Annotated in this window: 18 protein-coding genes, 1 tRNA gene and 1 pseudogene; 10 read left to right on the top strand and 10 right to left on the bottom strand. The window is 55.5% G+C overall.

What is annotated here, in order from left to right:
* Positions 1 to 291 precede the first annotated feature (291 nt).
* The 3 genes from yihI to hemN are packed head-to-tail and all read left to right on the top strand — an operon-like array spanning position 292 to position 2,742.
* Complete coding sequence (yihI, locus tag ACE1BR_RS18095) at positions 292 to 885, top strand: Der GTPase-activating protein YihI (protein WP_374872720.1); 594 nt, start codon at positions 292 to 294, stop codon at positions 883 to 885.
* 11 nt (positions 886 to 896) lie between these two features.
* On the top strand, positions 897 to 1,337 hold the full coding sequence (locus tag ACE1BR_RS18090) for a DUF2489 domain-containing protein (protein ID WP_374872868.1): 441 nt from the start codon (positions 897 to 899) through the stop codon (positions 1,335 to 1,337).
* 31 nt (positions 1,338 to 1,368) lie between these two features.
* Positions 1,369 to 2,742, top strand: a complete 1,374-nt coding sequence (gene hemN, locus ACE1BR_RS18085; RefSeq protein WP_374872718.1) for an oxygen-independent coproporphyrinogen III oxidase — start codon at positions 1,369 to 1,371, stop codon at positions 2,740 to 2,742.
* 721 nt (positions 2,743 to 3,463) lie between these two features.
* Here the strand turns inward: hemN and ACE1BR_RS18080 are convergent.
* From ACE1BR_RS18080 to ACE1BR_RS18070, 3 genes are all read right to left on the bottom strand, one after another.
* The gene (locus ACE1BR_RS18080) at positions 3,464 to 3,832 is read right to left on the bottom strand and encodes a CopG family transcriptional regulator (RefSeq protein WP_374872716.1); all 369 of its coding nucleotides are present in this window, start codon (positions 3,830 to 3,832) and stop codon (positions 3,464 to 3,466) included.
* 1 nt (position 3,833) lies between these two features.
* Positions 3,834 to 4,481: an AAA family ATPase gene (locus ACE1BR_RS18075; RefSeq protein WP_374872714.1), complete on the bottom strand. Its 648-nt coding sequence runs from the start codon at positions 4,479 to 4,481 to the stop codon at positions 3,834 to 3,836.
* Between the two features lie 97 nt (positions 4,482 to 4,578).
* Complete coding sequence (locus tag ACE1BR_RS18070) at positions 4,579 to 4,755, bottom strand: hypothetical protein (protein WP_374872712.1); 177 nt, start codon at positions 4,753 to 4,755, stop codon at positions 4,579 to 4,581.
* A gap of 747 nt (positions 4,756 to 5,502) precedes the next feature.
* Here ACE1BR_RS18070 and arcA point away from each other — a divergent pair.
* The 4 genes from arcA to ACE1BR_RS18050 all read left to right on the top strand — a co-directional run bounded on the left by arcA (position 5,503) and on the right by ACE1BR_RS18050 (position 10,321).
* A complete protein-coding gene (arcA, locus tag ACE1BR_RS18065) occupies positions 5,503 to 6,723 on the top strand; it encodes an arginine deiminase (protein ID WP_033114792.1) in 1,221 nt (406 codons plus the stop codon).
* A gap of 62 nt (positions 6,724 to 6,785) precedes the next feature.
* Entirely contained in the window at positions 6,786 to 7,712 is a 927-nt protein-coding gene (gene arcC / locus ACE1BR_RS18060; RefSeq protein WP_005356275.1) for a carbamate kinase, read from the top strand.
* Positions 7,713 to 7,789: 77 nt separating this feature from the next.
* Positions 7,790 to 8,794, top strand: a complete 1,005-nt coding sequence (argF, locus tag ACE1BR_RS18055) for an ornithine carbamoyltransferase (RefSeq protein WP_033114793.1) — start codon at positions 7,790 to 7,792, stop codon at positions 8,792 to 8,794.
* A 123-nt stretch (positions 8,795 to 8,917) separates the two neighbouring features.
* On the top strand, positions 8,918 to 10,321 hold the full coding sequence (locus ACE1BR_RS18050) for a YfcC family protein (RefSeq protein WP_374872709.1): 1,404 nt from the start codon (positions 8,918 to 8,920) through the stop codon (positions 10,319 to 10,321).
* Between the two features lie 177 nt (positions 10,322 to 10,498).
* On the opposite strand, the gene ACE1BR_RS18045 is transcribed toward ACE1BR_RS18050, so the two are convergent.
* From ACE1BR_RS18045 to ACE1BR_RS18025, 5 genes are all read right to left on the bottom strand, one after another.
* Complete coding sequence (locus ACE1BR_RS18045; RefSeq protein WP_374872708.1) at positions 10,499 to 10,990, bottom strand: arginine repressor; 492 nt, start codon at positions 10,988 to 10,990, stop codon at positions 10,499 to 10,501.
* A 200-nt stretch (positions 10,991 to 11,190) separates the two neighbouring features.
* Entirely contained in the window at positions 11,191 to 11,655 is a 465-nt protein-coding gene (pyrI, locus tag ACE1BR_RS18040; RefSeq protein WP_374872706.1) for an aspartate carbamoyltransferase regulatory subunit, read from the bottom strand.
* Positions 11,656 to 11,670: 15 nt separating this feature from the next.
* Complete coding sequence (gene pyrB, locus ACE1BR_RS18035) at positions 11,671 to 12,591, bottom strand: aspartate carbamoyltransferase (protein ID WP_374872704.1); 921 nt, start codon at positions 12,589 to 12,591, stop codon at positions 11,671 to 11,673.
* Positions 12,572 to 12,766, bottom strand: a complete 195-nt coding sequence (locus tag ACE1BR_RS18030; RefSeq protein ID WP_133249581.1) for a hypothetical protein — start codon at positions 12,764 to 12,766, stop codon at positions 12,572 to 12,574. The genes pyrB and ACE1BR_RS18030 overlap by 20 nt, the downstream gene beginning before the upstream one ends.
* A 99-nt stretch (positions 12,767 to 12,865) precedes the next feature.
* Positions 12,866 to 13,408, bottom strand: a complete 543-nt coding sequence (locus ACE1BR_RS18025) for a hypothetical protein (RefSeq protein ID WP_374872701.1) — start codon at positions 13,406 to 13,408, stop codon at positions 12,866 to 12,868.
* Between the two features lie 201 nt (positions 13,409 to 13,609).
* Here ACE1BR_RS18025 and ACE1BR_RS18020 point away from each other — a divergent pair.
* A tRNA-Trp gene (locus ACE1BR_RS18020) sits at positions 13,610 to 13,686 on the top strand.
* A gap of 132 nt (positions 13,687 to 13,818) precedes the next feature.
* Here ACE1BR_RS18020 and ACE1BR_RS18015 read toward each other — a convergent pair.
* On the bottom strand, positions 13,819 to 14,691 hold the full coding sequence (locus ACE1BR_RS18015) for a LysR family transcriptional regulator (RefSeq protein WP_374872698.1): 873 nt from the start codon (positions 14,689 to 14,691) through the stop codon (positions 13,819 to 13,821).
* Positions 14,692 to 14,791: 100 nt separating this feature from the next.
* On the opposite strand from ACE1BR_RS18015, the gene ACE1BR_RS18010 reads away from it, so the two are divergent.
* Together ACE1BR_RS18010 and ACE1BR_RS18005 are read left to right on the top strand one after the other, a co-directional pair.
* Complete coding sequence (locus ACE1BR_RS18010) at positions 14,792 to 15,289, top strand: lactoylglutathione lyase family protein (RefSeq protein ID WP_374872695.1); 498 nt, start codon at positions 14,792 to 14,794, stop codon at positions 15,287 to 15,289.
* A gap of 197 nt (positions 15,290 to 15,486) precedes the next feature.
* Positions 15,487 to 15,738, top strand: a complete 252-nt coding sequence (locus ACE1BR_RS18005; RefSeq protein WP_374872692.1) for a hypothetical protein — start codon at positions 15,487 to 15,489, stop codon at positions 15,736 to 15,738.
* A 16-nt stretch (positions 15,739 to 15,754) separates the two neighbouring features.
* Here the strand turns inward: ACE1BR_RS18005 and ACE1BR_RS18000 are convergent.
* Positions 15,755 to 16,648: pseudogene (locus ACE1BR_RS18000) on the bottom strand (IS3 family transposase); the annotation flags it as partial.
* Between the last annotated feature and the right edge of the window lie 22 nt (positions 16,649 to 16,670).

Below are 16,670 nucleotides of genomic sequence, written 5' to 3'. Positions count from 1 at the left end.
GAGAATGAAACAGCTTGTTTTACTCTGCATGATGGCACTTGCATGCACATATCAAGGCAGCTTCGGCTGCCTTTTTTCTTTTGGGTCATTAACCCGGTTAGCCATTCTGTGTCAAAATACCAGCAATATGCCCAGAGGATACCGATCCTGCGGTGTTCAGTGGCCTTATTGGGTCTGATTGGTGCGGGATCCTGCTCTTGTTCCAGCCTTACTGTTCCTCGCATAGTATCCCACCGGGTGAGATCATCCCGGGTACGGGTCAATCCAGTTATTTTTCGGAGTTAGCCATTCATGTCTGCCAAACAACCTACTCGCAAGCCTACTGGCAAGCGCAAAGAATCTGACGTCAGTGCTCAGGAAGGTCGTGAGCGTAAACGGGCTGCCAAGCGCAAGGGCCTGAAGGCTGGTTCTCGTCAGCAAGTCGAACAACAGAAGAACAAGTCTGGCAATGGCCAGTCCAAAGATCCCCGTATCGGTTCCCGCAAGCCAGTGGTACTGGTAGTGGATGATCAGCAGAAAAAGCCGACTGCTCCCAAGGCAGTGAAAGAGAAGAAGCTGGTAATGACTCCCGAGCAGGAGCTGGCCTCCATCGAAAACGATGACCGTTTGAATGATCTGCTGGATCGTCTCGATGCCGGTGAAACCCTGGAAGCGGCCGAACAGGCCTGGGTTGATCAGCGTGTCGACCGTTATCAGGAGCTGATGGATGAGCTGGGCATCATCGACAACGAAGATGAAGAAGATGACGATGACGAGATGCCGTTTGATGATGGCAACGACGCCGAGTTCGACGAGCAAAAACCGGCTTCCGAAGAGGAGTTGTGGGATCGTTTCAATCAGGTCGATTTCAAGCCTGAACCCAAGCCAGAGCCGAAGAAGAAGTGATGAGTGGATGGATGCTGGCCGCCCTGTTGGGCGGCCTGATTTTGTCCGGGTTGGCCATCTACGCAGGCATGTTGCTGGCCAAGCTGAGACGACAACAAACGATGCAATGGCAGGCGATAGCAGCCCGCAATGAGCGAATTCTGGATAGCGTGCGGGTCATTGCCCATGCGGTGCAAGAGGGGCAGTGCGACTACTCCGAAGGTGCCATTCGGCTGACCAACCTGCTGGATGCGCTGCAGATCAAGGGTGGACGCGCCTTCGCCGCCGAGTTCCCGGGTCTGTACGGACTGTATGAGAAGGTGAAAGATATGCCGACTCATGATGCCAGACGTGCCCTCAAGCGCAATGAAGTGATGAAGATGGATCTCGAACGCAGCGGCTACGAGGCCGAGCTGGAGGCGCAGATCCTCAAGGATGTGGCCCAACTGAAGGACTTTCAGTTAGGTCGATGAGCCAACAATAACAAAAACAGAGGAAGCGAGCGTGCAAGCAGAACAGATTGTGTGGGATCAGGGCCTGATCGAAAAATATAACTACAGTGGCCCGCGATACACCTCCTACCCCACCGCGCTGGAATTCAATGAGAGCTTCGGTTATCCGGATTTTGTCCACGCTGCCAGCCAGTATCCCGAGCGCAATCTGTCGCTCTACGTGCATATCCCTTTCTGTCACAAGCTCTGCTACTACTGCGGCTGCAACAAGGTCATTACCCGCCATCAGCACAAGGCTGACGAGTATCTCGACTACCTAGAGCAGGAGATCAAGGCGCAGGCTCCTCTCTTCCAACACCGTCTGGTCACCCAGCTGCACTGGGGCGGTGGTACGCCGACCTATCTGGATGAAGCGCAGACGCGCCGTCTGATGACTATGCTGCGCGAGCACTTCCATTTCGCTGAGGAAGGGGAGTTCAGCATTGAGGTCGATCCGCGCGAGATCGCCATCACCATGCTGGATGTGCTGCGAGAGGTCGGTTTCAACCGCATCAGCCTTGGGGTGCAGGACTTCAACAAGGATGTGCAGGTTGCGGTCAACCGTGAGCAGGACAATGACTTTATTAAAGCCATGCTGGAGCGGGCCCGTGAACTTGGTTTCCGCTCGACCAACCTCGACCTTATCTATGGCCTGCCGCATCAGGATCGTGCCAGCTTTCACCATACGCTGGAAGAGGTGCTCAAGACGGATCCGGCGCGGCTTTCCATCTTCAACTATGCCCATCTGCCGAGTCGCTTTGCCGCCCAGCGCAAGTTGAAAGAGGTTGATATGCCAGCCCCGCAGGAGAAGCTGGCCATGTTGCAGGATACCATCGCCTTTCTCACTGGTCAGGGTTACCAATTTATTGGTATGGATCATTTTGCCAAACCCGATGACGAGCTGGCGGTGGCACAGCGTGAGGGCAAGCTGCACCGCAACTTTCAGGGCTATACCACCCAGGGTGATTGTGATCTGTTGGGACTGGGGGTCTCCTCCATCAGCATGATCGGTGATGCCTATTCCCAGAATCAGAAAGAGCTCAAGGCTTATTACGCACAGGTGGAAGAGCAGGGCCATGCCCAATGGAAAGGTTGCTCGCTCAATCAGGACGATCTGATCCGCCGAGAGGTGATCAAGCGGCTTATCTGTGATTTTCGCCTGAACTTTGCTGCTGTCGAGCAGGCTCACGGGCTCAATTTCAGAGAGTATTTTGCCGATGATCTCAAGCTGTTACAGACCTTTATCAACGATGGACTGGTGCGCATGACGGAGGATGGTCTGGAAGTCTCTTCTACGGGGCACCTGCTGATCCGCAATATCTGCATGTGCTTCGACGGGTATTTGCGCAACAAGGCGCGTCAGCAGCAGTTTTCTCGGGTGATATGAATATTGTCTGCCGATTAGAGAAGGGCGCCATGGTGGCGCCCTTCTCATATGTATATGTGCTTGTCTAACCAACTGACATGGAAAGATTTAGTAAGAAGGAGCTGCAATCAGGCAAGCAGTGGGGCGGTAAAATGCAGATAAAAAGATGGGGGCGACTTGCGTCGCCCCCGGTAGTCGTATCGCTCATATCCCTGAACGAAGTTGCTCCCTGCAATCCCTGACTTTTTACCTCTTCCTTTAGGTTTCCCCTTCCCAATCCTTTGGGGTGTCCTTTAGCCATCTTGGCCTGACGAGTCATCCTGTCCCGTCGCACTTTCTCCGTCCTGGGAGGTGTCCTTTACCACATCCTGTGGTTAGTCCATTTGCCCAACCCTGGCAGCCAGTCTTCCTGACCGACTTCATTGCGTCCCTGCATGAGTAACTATAAGGATTTTCCGATGGTGTACAACAGCAGGGTGGAAAACGTTTTTACGCTTAGAGGTTCCGAAAGCATTTAATTTCGAATTATTTGAGTTTAATCATTTGGTTATGAGTTTTAGATTCAGATTATAAGATGGCATCTTCCGATTATTTTGAGGATTTTTCAGGTTGTTTGCTTACATGGTGAATGGCTGATCTCTCACGCGCCATTTTGGTTACTTTGGAAACAAGTTTTGCTCCCAGCTGAAGATCAATGAGGGCTGACAGGAAAGGTATATAAACAGGACATAGAATAGTGAAATTATAAGCGCTGGTTGAGCCGCTCATAGATGGTCTGACGCTCTTCCGGAGTGAGCGAAGAGAAGTAGTGGGTAAAGAGGCGCAGCAGCAGGGATTTGTTCATGCCGTCCTGCTGGGTCAGATTACCCAACTCATCGATGGCCATTGTACTCATGGAGAAAGTAGCTTTCTTATAGCTAGGTTTCAGGTGCTCGCCACTCTCGATAAAGGCCAGTGCTGACAGAGCCTCATCTCTGTGCAAGCTCAGCTCCAGGCTAACGACCTTTGGTTTGCCCTTGGCATAGAACTCAGCATCTTCGATAAACTCGTCGACAGTGAAGCTCTTCTGGTGGTGCAGCTGGTGCTTTTTCTTCAGATCGGCCAGACCCATCTCACACCCCCACTTGCAGGAACTCTTTGGCGATGGCACGGATCTCTTCAGCGGATTTGCCATCCGGTTCGATCTCCATTACCGACAGCCCCTTCTCTTCACTGTCATCGTAAACATTACGGCCATAGGTGATGGCGTTGAGTACGTCGACACCAAACGATGAGCAGACCTCTTTCGCCTCCAGAATGCGTTTCACCTGGTTGGGCAGAGAGGGACACTGAGTCAGTACCACGGCAGCATTGAGAGTTGGATTTACCATCTTGCAGGTGGTGATGAGATCTTCCATATGCGGCAGGGTCTTGAGGTCGCGGCGCTTGGGGCGCAGCGGGATCAGGGCGTGGGTGGCGACAGCCATGGTGGAGCGCAGGGCCCGGTTATCTTGCCCGCCACAGTCGACGATGACGTAGTCGTAGCGGTTTTTCAGGCTGAGTAGATCGTTGCGAATATTGCCGTAGAGCTGAACGCAGTTGATCTGTGGCAAATCCGGGTTGTCATTGCGCTCCTGAATCCAGTCCGAGGTGGTACGTTGCGGGTCGCAATCAACCAGTAACACCTCTCCCTGAAATTGGGATCTGAGGTAGACCGCCAGATTCTGTGCCAGGCAGCTCTTGCCACTCCCCCCCTTTTCTCCACCGACCAACAAGATCATGACGTTCCCCTATCCATGAGAAAACTGCTGATTTCAGTATAGGAGGGGCTTGCCTCATCACAAGGCGAGAGGAGTGATGCTCCTCCCGTTGTTTCTACTAGTAATGAACGCTTCCTCCATGCCAGCGACAGACATAAGCAGGCACCAGCATTTGGGGTGCCTTGTCGACATGGCATACCACCATCGGCATGGCTGGGGCTCCTTCAGCCTGACTGAGGGTGGGGAGCGCAGATAGCAGCAAAGTCGTGAGCAACAGCATGGGTTTCATCTTCATAACAACTCCTTGGTCGTGCCATTTCTGTGTGATCTGGATCACTTTCTGAGTTAAGTCGAGGTTGGCTCCAGTGCAAGGAGAGGTGAATAAATTCAGTTAATGAAAAAAGTATCAAAAGGCGTTGTGGTGAGTCGTGGGGAGAGTTGACCTTCTCGATGCGGACTGTGTGCATATTAAGTTGAATTGGGTAGGAGGGGGTTTGCGCAGAAGGCATGGCCGAATAGGGTTGGCATCAATGCCATGATCTGGGACAAGAAAAGATTTATGCAGTGAACATGGTCAATGTGAGTATTTATTTCTCCTTCGTTCCGCTTGTCACGCGGATGTATTCAATACACATATAGCAATATTCAGTGAATATTCTGAAGTGCGCTTAACTTGTTGTTTTAAAGGTATTTTTGTTTTTATTGGTTAATTGTCACAGTGACGTGGCATGAATAAAAAACGAATCAACTTGAAATATAACAGGGTTATGTTGCGTGGTTATTCAGTATGTGTTGTGTGGAAAATGCGCAATTTGCTACTGGGGTCATAGATTGAGTGGTGAATATATTCAGTTCTGAGTGAATGTGATCAATGTCTAAGTTTGCAGCGATTGGCAGGTCTAACCTCGGTCTCGAAAGGCAAGGGCAGGATAGAACACAAGCTGATTACCCTACATAAAGAATATCCCGCCTTAGCCACGAGCATGAATAGAAGGAATCTATTCAATCACTCGCAGGGACCACTGCTAGACGGAATATAATCATGAGCAAATTTTATGTAGGTTCTGAAGTTGGCCAATTGCGCCGTGTCATGTTGCACCGCCCCAACCTCAGTCTGAAGCGTCTGACTCCTTCCAACTGCCAGGATTTGCTGTTCGATGATGTCCTGTCTGTTGAACGTGCCGGTCAGGAGCATGACAAATTCGCTCAGGTGCTGCGCGATCAGAATGTCGAAGTCTTCCTGCTGACCAATCTGCTGGCTGAGACCCTGGACGTGCCGGAAGCCAAAACCTGGCTGCTGCAACATCAGGTCTCCGACTACCGCCTCGGTTCTTCTTTTGCCAACGACGTGCGCTGCTTCCTGGCTGACATGCCGCATCGCGAACTGGCCCGCATTCTCTCCGGCGGCCTGACCTACTCCGAGATGCCCTACAGCGGCGTCAACATGGTAGTAGGCATGCACGCACCGACCGATTTCATCATCGAGCCGCTGCCCAACCATCTCTTTACCCGTGACACATCCTGCTGGGTTTACGGTGGCGTCTCCATCAACCCGATGGCTAAACAGGCCCGTCGCCGTGAAACCAACCATGTGAAGGCCATCTACCGCTGGCACCCGATGTTTGCCGGTCAGGACTTCATCAAGTACTTCGGTGACGAGGAGCGCGACTACGACAACTCCACCATCGAGGGTGGCGACGTACTGGTTATCGGCCGCGGCGCTGTGCTGATCGGCATGTCCGAGCGCACCACGCCACAAGGGGTCGAGCACTTGGCTCGCAGCCTGTTCAAACATGGTCAGGCCAAGCAGGTCATCGCCATGGAGCTGCCGAAACACCGCAGTTGCATGCACCTGGATACCGTCATGACCCACATGGACGTCGACACCTTCTCTGTCTATCCGGAAGTCATCCGCAAGGACGTGCAGTGCTGGAGCCTGACTCCGGGCGGCGCCACCGGCATGAACATCAAGGAAGAGGGTTACTTCGTCACCGCAATCGAGAAAGCGCTGGGTGTGGATCAGCTGAAGATCATCACCACTGGCGGTGACAGCTTCGAAGCCGAACGCGAGCAGTGGAACGACGCCAACAACGTGCTGACCGTACGCCCCGGCGTGGTGGTGGGTTACGAGCGCAATACCTACACCAACGAGAAATACGACAAGGCCGGTATCACAGTTCTCTCCATCCCGGGTGATGAACTGGGCCGTGGCCGCGGCGGTGCCCGCTGCATGAGCTGCCCGATGGAACGCGACAGCATCTGATGAGACGGCGTGGCGCCGGCAGAAGCTGGCGCCACACAGAACCAAACTCGAGATTAACCACTATGAAAAAACCAACTGTCGTCGTCGCTCTGGGTGGCAATGCTCTGCTCCGTCGTGGTGAGCCCCTTGAAGCGGATATCCAGCGCAAGAACATCGCAACTGCCGCCAAAACCATCGCCCTGATCGCTCAGGAGTACAACGTGGTGCTGGTGCATGGCAACGGCCCGCAAGTCGGCTTGCTGGCCCTGCAAAACAGTGCCTACACCAAGGTCTCCCCCTATCCGCTGGATGTGCTGGGTGCCGAGTCCCAGGGCATGATCGGCTACATGCTGATTCAGGAGCTGAAAAACCTGATGCCGAGTCGCAACGTCACCGCGCTGCTGACTCAGGTGCAGGTTGATCCCAAGGATCCGGCATTCGCCAACCCGACCAAATTTATCGGCCCCGTCTACGAAGAGGCTGAAGCCCGCACCCTGGCAGAAGAGAAGCACTGGGTGGTTAAGGCTGACGGCAAGTTCTTCCGCCGTGTGGTGCCGTCCCCGCTGCCCCAGCGCATCGTCGAAGGCGACGCCATCGAAACCCTGATCGCCCAAGGCCACCTGATCATCTGTACCGGTGGTGGTGGTATCCCGGTGACCTGGGATGGCCAGAGCCTGACCGGCATCGAAGCCGTCATCGACAAGGATATGTCTGCCGCCTACTTGGCCAAGCAGATCAAGGCCGACGCCCTGCTGATCCTGACCGACGCCGATGCCGTCTACCTGGATTGGGGCAAACCGACCCAGCGTCCGCTGCGAGTCACCAGCCCGGACGAGCTGGCCGGGGTCAAGTTCGACGCAGGTTCCATGGGACCGAAAGTCGAAGCCTCCTGTGAATTTGTCAAAGCGACTGGCGGCATGGTTGGCATCGGTTCGCTGGAAGATGGCCTCGCCATTCTCAAGGGTGAAGCCGGTACCAATATCGTCGCCACCCGTACCGTGAATGCGTAGTTACAAATCTGTACTGAAGAATGCGTAGTCAACACTACTGCCTAAATTGGTCTGAACAAATATAGAGAGAACTCATCATGGCTTTTAATCTGCGTAACCGTAACTTCCTGAAACTGCTGGACTTCACCCCGCGCGAAATCCAATACATGATCGATCTGGCCATCGACCTGAAGAAAGCCAAATACGGTGGCTACGAGCGCAAGCATCTGGTCGGCAAGAACATCGCCCTGATTTTCGAGAAGACCTCCACTCGTACCCGTTGTGCGTTTGAAGTGGCGGCCTTCGACCAGGGCGCGCAAGTCTCCTACCTTGGCCCAAGCGGTTCCCAGATCGGTCATAAGGAGTCCATGAAGGACACCGCCCGTGTACTGGGCCGCATGTATGACGGTATCGAATACCGCGGCTATGGTCAGGAGATCGTGGAAGAGCTGGGCGCCTACGCCGGTGTCCCGGTCTGGAACGGCCTGACCAACGAATTCCACCCGACCCAGATCCTGGCCGACTTCATGACCATGCTGGAGCACGGCAAGGGCAAGCGTCTGGATCAAATCAAGTTCGCCTACCTGGGTGATGCCCGTAACAACATGGGTAACTCCCTGATGGTCGGCGCCGCCAAAATGGGCATGGACATCCGCCTGGTTGCGCCGAAAGCCTTCTGGCCGGAAGAAGAACTGGTTGCCAAGTGCCGCCTGATCGCCGAAGAGACCGGCGCACGCATCACCCTGACCGAAGATGTGAAAGAGGGTGTGCTGGGTACCGACTTCCTCTACACCGACGTCTGGGTTTCCATGGGTGAAGCGAAAGAAGCCTGGGATCAGCGCGTCAAACTGATGACCCCGTATCAGGTCAACATGGATGTCATCAACGCCACCAAGAATCCTGATGTGAAGTTCATGCACTGCCTACCGGCGTTCCACAACGACGAGACCACCATGGGCAAGGAAGTGGCTGACAAATATGGCATGAAAGGCCTGGAAGTGACCGAGGACGTGTTCGAATCCGAGCACAGCATCGTGTTCGACGAGGCCGAAAACCGGATGCACACCATCAAGGCAGTGATGGTTGCTACGCTGGGCGACTAAGGTCGCAGTAGTGGTGCCGGGGGGCGACCCCCGGCTTTTCGACCATGTGACAGCGGCATAATACCTCTAACCCTACGACCCGCAGCCTGCATGGATACCACACCCACAGAAGGAAGCTGGACCATGACCAAATTCAAGTTCCCGTCAGCCTACACGATACTGTTTGTGCTGATCGCCCTGGTGGCCGCCCTGAGCTGGATAGTGCCAGCCGGCAAATATGAAATGACCATGAACGAAGCCCTCGGCAAAGAAGTGCCGGTGGCGGGTACCTACAAGCTGGTAGAGGGCAATCCCCAAGGGATCGTCGACGTGCTGCTGGCGCCAATCGATGGTCTTTATAACCATGACACCTATCAGGCGGGCGCCATCGACGTCTCCCTGTTCATCCTGATCATCGGTGGTTTTCTTGGCATTGTGACCAAGACCGGTGCCATCGATGCCGGTATTGAGCGTGTAACCGATCGCCTGCGTGGCCGTGAAGAGTGGATGATCCCGATCCTGATGGCGTTGTTCGCCGCGGGCGGTACCATCTACGGCATGGCCGAAGAGTCGCTGCCGTTCTACACCCTGCTGGTGCCGGTGATGATGGCCGCTCGCTTTGACCCGGTAGTGGCTGCCGCAACCGTATTGCTGGGGGCCGGTATCGGTACCTTGGGCTCTACCATCAACCCGTTCGCCACCGTGATAGCCGCCAACGCGGCCGGTATCTCCTTCACCGACGGTATCTGGTTGCGTGTCGCCATGCTGGTCGCCGGTTGGCTGCTCTGTGTCGCTTACGTCATGCGTTACGCCAAAATGGTGCGCAGCGATCCGAGCAAATCGCTGGTGGCTGACAAGTGGGAAGAGAACCGTGCCCATTTCCTCGGCAACAAGAGCGACCAGATGCTGGAGTTCACCCTGACCCGTAAAATCGTGCTGGGTATCTTCGTCGCAGCTTTTGCTGTGATGATCTACGGTGTGGCTGTGTTGGGCTGGTGGATGGCGCAGATCTCCGGTGTATTCCTGGCTGCCGCCATCATCGTTGGTCTCATCTCCCGCATGAGCGAAGAGGAGCTGACCTCCAACTTTATCGATGGTGCCCGCGACCTGCTGGGTGTGGCGCTGATCATCGGTATCGCTCGCGGTATCGTGGTGGTAATGGACAACGGCATGATCACTCACACCATCCTGCACAGCGCAGAAGGGATCGTGACTGGGCTTTCCACCATCGTCTTTATCAACGTGATGTTCGTGCTGGAAGTGGTGCTCTCCTTCTTGGTGCCATCCTCCTCCGGTCTGGCCGTGCTGACCATGCCGATTATGGCGCCGCTGGCCGACTTCGCCAACGTGGGTCGCGAGCTGGTGGTCACCGCTTATCAGTCAGCTTCTGGTCTGGTGAATCTGGTGACCCCGACCTCTGCCGTGGTCATGGGTGGCCTGGCGATTGCCAAGGTGCCCTATGTGCGCTGGTTGAAGTGGGTGGCCCCGCTGCTTGGCTTGCTGACCGTGCTGATCGTGGTCTGCCTGAGCCTGGGTGCAGTGCTCTGATCCACAACGAAGAGAAAGCTGAAAACGGGAGCCGGTGGCTCCCGTTTTTTATGGCTGGTGCATGGCGATTCAAGCCGTGGGGAGGGGAGAACGGATGAGGATGAGCCGCCTTGGCGAAGATCAGCGGCAACAAAAAGGCGACCCACGGGTCGCCTCGATCTATTCGTGGGAGAGGGCTTAGCGGGCTTGCGCCAGGGTGCGCACCACAGCGGCATGAGCCTGACGGGTACGGCTGATGTGGCGCGGCGCGACCAGCACTACGTCGTTGCCCGCCACGGCGCCCATGATCTCGGGATTGGCGTTGCGATCCAGCAGGCGGGCCACCACGGTGGCGGCCCCCGGGGTGGTGTGGATCAGCACCATCTGCTGGTTGTGCACCACTTCGCGCACCATGTCGTGGATGGAGCGGGTACTGCCAGCTGGCTCCAATTGCTCATCGACCAGGGTGTAGACCTTCTTGCCGTTGGCATTTTGTGCTTTGACCACACCGAGGCGGCGCAGCAGGCGGGAGATGGTGGACTGACTGATGTCGGCAAAGCCGCGCTCTGACAGTTCACGGCGGATCTCTTCCTGAGTGCTATAGCGGTGCTGACCGATGATCTGGCGACAGGCATCCAGCTGGGCCAGATCGGGCTCTTGGGCAACGGGACGACTGAGGGTTTTGACCACGGCGAATTCCTTTGACGATGACCGGAGGTAAGCGCGTGATATCTGCCATACCTACGATTTATCAGCAAAAAACACTGATAATCAATCTATATGCAGGGAATGAACGGGCATTACCATCTTGGGATGGCAAATTATAGCTGACTGGCAATTCGGTGATGTGACAGGGTTCAAAAATGGGCCCCGCAGGGCCCATACATCTATCAGTAACGTTCGCTGACGATGTCCTGAGTGAAGGATTTCTCGCAATATTTGCACTTCATCCGCACCACGCCTTTCACCTCGCGTACCCGGAAGTAGCTGTCTACCGGCTCGTTGTGGGAGATGCAGTTGGAGTTGGGGCAGTGGAACACGCCGGTGATGAACTCCGGCAGCTCCAGCTGATGCTTCTTCACCACATTGAAGTCTTCAATGATGTTGACGGTTGCTTTCGGAGCGAACAGTGCCAGCTGGTTGGCCTGTTGCTCGGTCAGGCGGGTGTTCTCGATCTTGATGAGATCCTTCTTGCCCAGCGCGCCGGATTTCAGGTTGAAGCCGACGGTGATCCGCTCCTGGGTTTCAACCAGCTGGAACAGCTTGAGGATCTTGATGCCCTGGCCAGCGGGGATGTGATCGATGACGGAGCCGTGACGGATGGCTTCGACTTGCAGTTGGTTCTTGTCAGACATGATATTCCCCTAAGCTCAGACAGTTTCGTTCAGTACCAGTGCCAGCAGCGCCTGGCGTGCATAGACCCCGTTCTCCGCTTGCTGGAAGTAGCAAGCGTGGGGGGTCTTGTCGACCGCGACATCGATCTCGTCGACGCGGGGCAGGGGATGCAGGATCTTCATGGTGGGCTTGGCCCCTTCCAGGGTTGCCAGCTCCAGAATGAACTTGGCAGCCATGTGCTTGTATTCGGTCTCGTCGAAGCGCTCTTTCTGGACCCGGGTCATGTAGAGGATGTCCAGCTCCGGCATCACCTCTTCCATGGTCTGGTGGACGCTGAACTGGATGCCTTTCTCTTCCAGCTCTTCGCAGATGTAGTCCGGCATTGCCAGTGCTTCCGGGGAGATGAAGAAGAAGCGGCAGTTGAACAGACTGAGGGCCTGGGCCAGCGAGTGGACGGTGCGGCCATATTTCAGGTCACCGACGAAGGCGACGTTGAGGTTGTCCAGACGACCCTGGGTCTCATGGATGGTGAACAGGTCGAGCAGGGTCTGGCTCGGATGCTGGTTGGAGCCGTCGCCGCCGTTGATGACCGGCACGCGGGAGAACTCGGCAGCCAGACGGGCTGCCCCCTCTTTCGGGTGACGCATCACTACCGCATCCGAGTAGGAGCCGATGATCTTGATGGAGTCAGCCAGCGTTTCGCCCTTCTTGGCGCTGGTGTTGCCACCGTCGGCGAAGCCGATGATGTTGCCGCCGAGGCGCTGTACCGCGGTCTCGAACGAGAGGCGGGTGCGGGTGGAGGCTTCGAAGAAGCAGCTGGCAACCAGCTTGTCTTTCAACAGGCTGGTGTCAGGTTCAGCCTTCAACCGTTGTGCGGTTGAGACTACCAGTTCCATTTCTGACCGGGTCAGGTCCGAAATGGAGATGACATGTTTCTTATAGAGTGGATTGGTCATCGTCTGCATTCCCTTTGACATCATTGGAGGTTTTTCGGGCACAAAAAAAAGCCCCTGAAACAGGGGCTTTTTTTAAAAATAACTGGGGGTCTTTGGGATGGGAACCGGAAACAACGGGGCCGCTCTGGTGCGCTCCACCCGTCTGCAAGGCTGTTTTCTGAATCAAAAACTGCATCGTTTCGTCCCGACCTTTTTCAAAACCGGACAGATTATAGGGCTGGTTTTTTTATTGTCAAAATTTTATTTCCAATGCCAATTACAGCATGAAAAACGTTTAAGTGTTGCGAACAGGGCGGCAAATCCACACTTGATGTCTCTCCTGCAGCGATTCCCCATCGCGGGCCATGGCGCGTAAATAACCGAGCCGATGGTGTCCTTCCAGCAGGCAGTAGGGTTGCGGCAGCGGCTGCCCGTTCGGGTAACTGCTCCCCTCGGCCGGCGCCAGCACTATGATGGGTTCTGGCCAGCTCCCTTCGCTCAGCATCCTCTCGCCGAGCCAGGAGCGGCGCACATAGCGGTTGCTGCGCAGCATCTCACCCCAGCGCTCGATCACTTCCATATGGCGGGAGCCGATCTGATCCAGTAGTTGCACGGTGGGCCAGCTTTCGCAGGCGAACTGATGGCTGGCGAGATCGATAAAGCTCCAGTTGGACTCAAAACCGCGCCAATGGCGGTAAATCCACTGGGAGAGCACATTTTCAGGAATAAAAGGCACCAGTGGTGCGACCCGTTCAAGATAGGCGGGCAGGGACTCTGTTTTGCGTTCATCCCTGAAGTTGAGGGGCGCCAGTTGTTGGAGCAGTCGGTAATTGAGCATAAGTGGCCTCCCGGTAGCTGATTTTACCCTACCCCCATTTATGTCCCATTCCTACCCCGGCAGGGCTGCAAATACAGCAAGTTATCCCGCTTCGCTGCACAAATAACCGCGACTTGTTCGGGATTTGTGCAATCGCACCGAAAGAGTAAAAAAAGCCTTTACCTTTGATCTCCACTTTGTATACTACGCCTCGTTTGTTGCAGGGGCGTAGTTCCAATTGGTAGAACAGCGGTCTCCAAAACCGATGGTTGCGGGTTCGAGTCCTGCCGCCCCTGCCATTTTCAGAAAGGCCAGCTCATTGAGCTGGCCTTTCGCATTTCTGACGTTTCGATTTTCCTCCCTATCCCCCTGTTATTCCCCTGTTTCTGCGCGCTGTTTGCTGTCCTTTACGTGCAGGCCTTCGTCTCTATCTACTCTTTTTCCACTCTGCTCTTAAGGGTTTCGATCAACCGTTGGTAACGGGCGGGCAGAGGCCACTCGGCGCGGTAGATCAGCCAGAGGGTGTCGATCACCTCGATTCTGCTCTGGAGTACCCGGATCTTCTCCTGTTGGGCAAAGGCGGTGACGGCGAAGCGGGGCAGCACGGTAAAGCCAAGGCCGCGGGCGACCGGCTCCAGGATCAGGCCGATCTGGTTGGTAAAGCCGCGCAGCGGGATCTCGTCAAAGCGCTGGCCGGGGTAGCGCCGTCCCAGCAGGCGCTGCGCCATGCTGCGGCCATCCGGGTGATCGATAAAGCCGAGTTGGCAGAGGTGCTGCCAGCTCTGCTCCTCGCCATCATTGGGCACCACCAGACAGAGGGGTTCGCGAGCGAACGGCTCGGCGGCGATGCTGGGGTGCTCCGGCGGTTGATCCACCAGCCCCAGATCGCTGCGCCCAGCCAGTACCGCCTGCACTATGTCGGGGGTGGGAGCGAAGCGGTGCTGGATGGTGAGTCCGGGGTGCTCCTGTTGCTGGTCGAGCAGCAGGGGATAGAGCAGCAGGCCGATGCTGCCGGGCGTGGTCAGGGTGATGGCGCCGCGGTGAGGATCGTCATCAGAGAGACGGGCCCGCAGCTGTTCGTCGGCCTGCTGTTGTTGACGGGCGAAGTCCAGTAGCAGCAGTCCGCGTGGGGTGAGTTCCAGTAGACGGGGCTTGCGCAGCAGCAGGGGGCCGAATTCGGCCTCGAGGCGCGAGATATGCTGACTGACGGCCGCCTGAGTGAGATCCAGCCGATCGGCGGCACGGGTAAAACTGCCGGTTTCATGTACCTGTATCAGGGTATGGAGCCAAAGTGGGTTAATCATAAATTTAATTTATGCCTTCTATCAGTTTGACCTTATTTTTCATTATGGCGGCCCTTCCTATCATGTCACCTGTTTCCCACACACAATTTCCAGGTGATTTATGACTTACCCGCGCAACTTCTCCCACATCGGTATCACGGTGACGGACCTCGACAAGGCGGTCGAGTTCTATACCAAGGTGATGGGCTGGTATCTCATCATGCCGGCGACCACCATCAGCGAGGATGATTCCGCCATCGGCGTGATGTGCAACGACGTGTTTGGCCCGGGCTGGGGCTCCTTCCGCATCGCCCACCTCTCCACTGGCGACAAGATCGGCATCGAGCTGTTCGAGTTTCCCAACAGCGAGCAGCGCGAAAACAACTTCGAATTCTGGAAGAGCGGGGTGTTCCACTTCAGCGTGCAGGATCCGGATGTCGAGGGGCTGGCGGCGCGCATCGTCGCGGCGGGTGGCAAGCAGCGGATGCCGGTGCGCGAGTACTATCCGGGTGAGAAGCCCTACCGCATGGTCTACATGGAAGATCCCTTCGGCAATATTATCGAGATCTACAGCCACAGCTATGAGCTGACCTACTCCGCCGGTGCATATCAGGGGTAAGTGACAGGCCGCCTTCGGGCGGCCTGCTGCTTTGTTGTTGCTATGGTCAGTAGCATGGAATAGCGATCTTGCTCACACGGATAGCGGCTTCTGTTGTTGATAGATGTAAAAGTATACAGATTCACTAAAGTCTGTTCAGAGAGTGGCCGATAGCCCGGATCACACGGGGTTTTCCCTGCCTGAATCAAGGAGTCCATATGTCCGGTTATGTATCCCCCAACAACTCCCCTATTGTCGGCACCTACGAGCGCGTTTATGGCGTTGCGGTGGTCACTGAGATCAGCGAAGACGGTACGCCAGTTTATGAAGGCTCGACAGACTTGTATTGGAACAGCCAAGAGACGGTCTATAGCGACGGTGGGACGCAGTGGGTCGATGAAGATGGCAATAAGTGGGTCTTCTCCGAGCTAAAGAGAGTCGATTCTAGCGCTTGCAGCAACTCTGACTAAGCACTGAGTGTAGTGGTCAACTAAATCCGGACACTGGGTTAGGCCGAGCCTCGGCTTTTGCTGGCGGTATCCCGTCATTGTATTGATGTGGACGCCGCCAGTTGTAGTGATCCATCAGGTAACAACTGATATCTCGCTTTGCTTCCCGCAGGCTCATATATCCCGTTACCGGGAGCCACTCTGATTTCAAGCTCCTGAACAGTCGCTCCATCGGGGCGTTATCCCAGCAGTTACCACGACGACTCATGCTCTGGGTCATGCGATAGCGCCACAGTCGTTGCCGAAATGCCAGGCTGTCATATTGGCAGCCCTGGTCAGAGTGAAACAGCACGCCTGACGGACAACCTCGTTGCTGATGCGCCATCTCAAGTGCTTTGATGGCCAGCTTGGCATCTGGTTTATCTGACATCGCCCACCCCACAACCCGCCGGGTATGCAGGTCAAGAACCGCTGCCAGGTAATGCCAACGGCCACCTGCCCAGACGTAGGTGATATCGCCACACCACACCTGATTGGGTTGCTGGACATCAAATTCGCGGGCCAGCAGATTGGGAATGTCCGGTTGTTCAGACTGTGCCACCTTATAACGGTGTGCGCCCGGCTGTTTGGATGCCAGCCCGGCTTCCTTCATCAGGTTACGTATTTTGAACCGGCCAATTTGATACCCCAACTCCCGCATCATCGACATCAAGGCGCGGCTGCCTGCCGAGTTCTTGCTCTCTTTGAACAACCGGCGCAACTCGCTGCGTTGCTGTATCCGCTCACGGTTAATCGTCCGCTTACGAGCCAGATAGTCGTAAAAACAGGATGTTGGAACATCGAAAGCGCAGCAGACCAGGGTGATGGGGGCTTGCTCCCTTAATCGGTCTATCAGCGCGTACGTGTGAACTCGTCCACCATCAAGAGAGCAGTTGTAGATTCAACTTGTCAAC

Source organism: Aeromonas sp. MdU4 (assembly GCF_041929505.1).
In the GTDB taxonomy this organism is placed as follows: Bacteria; Pseudomonadota; Gammaproteobacteria; order Enterobacterales; family Aeromonadaceae; genus Aeromonas.
The sequence above is the reverse complement of the archived record's forward strand: the minus strand, read 5'-3'. Positions and strand labels throughout refer to the sequence as shown.

Coding starts and splice junctions, on each gene's coding strand:
- ACE1BR_RS18025 (WP_374872701.1), bottom strand. CDS start 13,408: ATGCTCAATTACCGACTGCTCCAACAACTGGCGCCCCTCAACTTCAGG.
- arcC (WP_005356275.1), top strand. CDS start 6,786: ATGAAAAAACCAACTGTCGTCGTCGCTCTGGGTGGCAATGCTCTGCTC.
- ACE1BR_RS18050 (WP_374872709.1), top strand. CDS start 8,918: ATGACCAAATTCAAGTTCCCGTCAGCCTACACGATACTGTTTGTGCTG.
- ACE1BR_RS18010 (WP_374872695.1), top strand. CDS start 14,792: ATGACTTACCCGCGCAACTTCTCCCACATCGGTATCACGGTGACGGAC.
- ACE1BR_RS18090 (WP_374872868.1), top strand. CDS start 897: ATGCTGGCCGCCCTGTTGGGCGGCCTGATTTTGTCCGGGTTGGCCATC.
- arcA (WP_033114792.1), top strand. CDS start 5,503: ATGAGCAAATTTTATGTAGGTTCTGAAGTTGGCCAATTGCGCCGTGTC.
- ACE1BR_RS18070 (WP_374872712.1), bottom strand. CDS start 4,755: ATGAAGATGAAACCCATGCTGTTGCTCACGACTTTGCTGCTATCTGCG.
- pyrB (WP_374872704.1), bottom strand. CDS start 12,591: ATGACCAATCCACTCTATAAGAAACATGTCATCTCCATTTCGGACCTG.
- yihI (WP_374872720.1), top strand. CDS start 292: ATGTCTGCCAAACAACCTACTCGCAAGCCTACTGGCAAGCGCAAAGAA.
- ACE1BR_RS18075 (WP_374872714.1), bottom strand. CDS start 4,481: ATGATCTTGTTGGTCGGTGGAGAAAAGGGGGGGAGTGGCAAGAGCTGC.
- argF (WP_033114793.1), top strand. CDS start 7,790: ATGGCTTTTAATCTGCGTAACCGTAACTTCCTGAAACTGCTGGACTTC.
- ACE1BR_RS18005 (WP_374872692.1), top strand. CDS start 15,487: ATGTCCGGTTATGTATCCCCCAACAACTCCCCTATTGTCGGCACCTAC.
- ACE1BR_RS18030 (WP_133249581.1), bottom strand. CDS start 12,766: ATGCAGTTTTTGATTCAGAAAACAGCCTTGCAGACGGGTGGAGCGCAC.
- ACE1BR_RS18080 (WP_374872716.1), bottom strand. CDS start 3,832: ATGGGTCTGGCCGATCTGAAGAAAAAGCACCAGCTGCACCACCAGAAG.
- ACE1BR_RS18015 (WP_374872698.1), bottom strand. CDS start 14,691: ATGATTAACCCACTTTGGCTCCATACCCTGATACAGGTACATGAAACC.
- pyrI (WP_374872706.1), bottom strand. CDS start 11,655: ATGTCTGACAAGAACCAACTGCAAGTCGAAGCCATCCGTCACGGCTCC.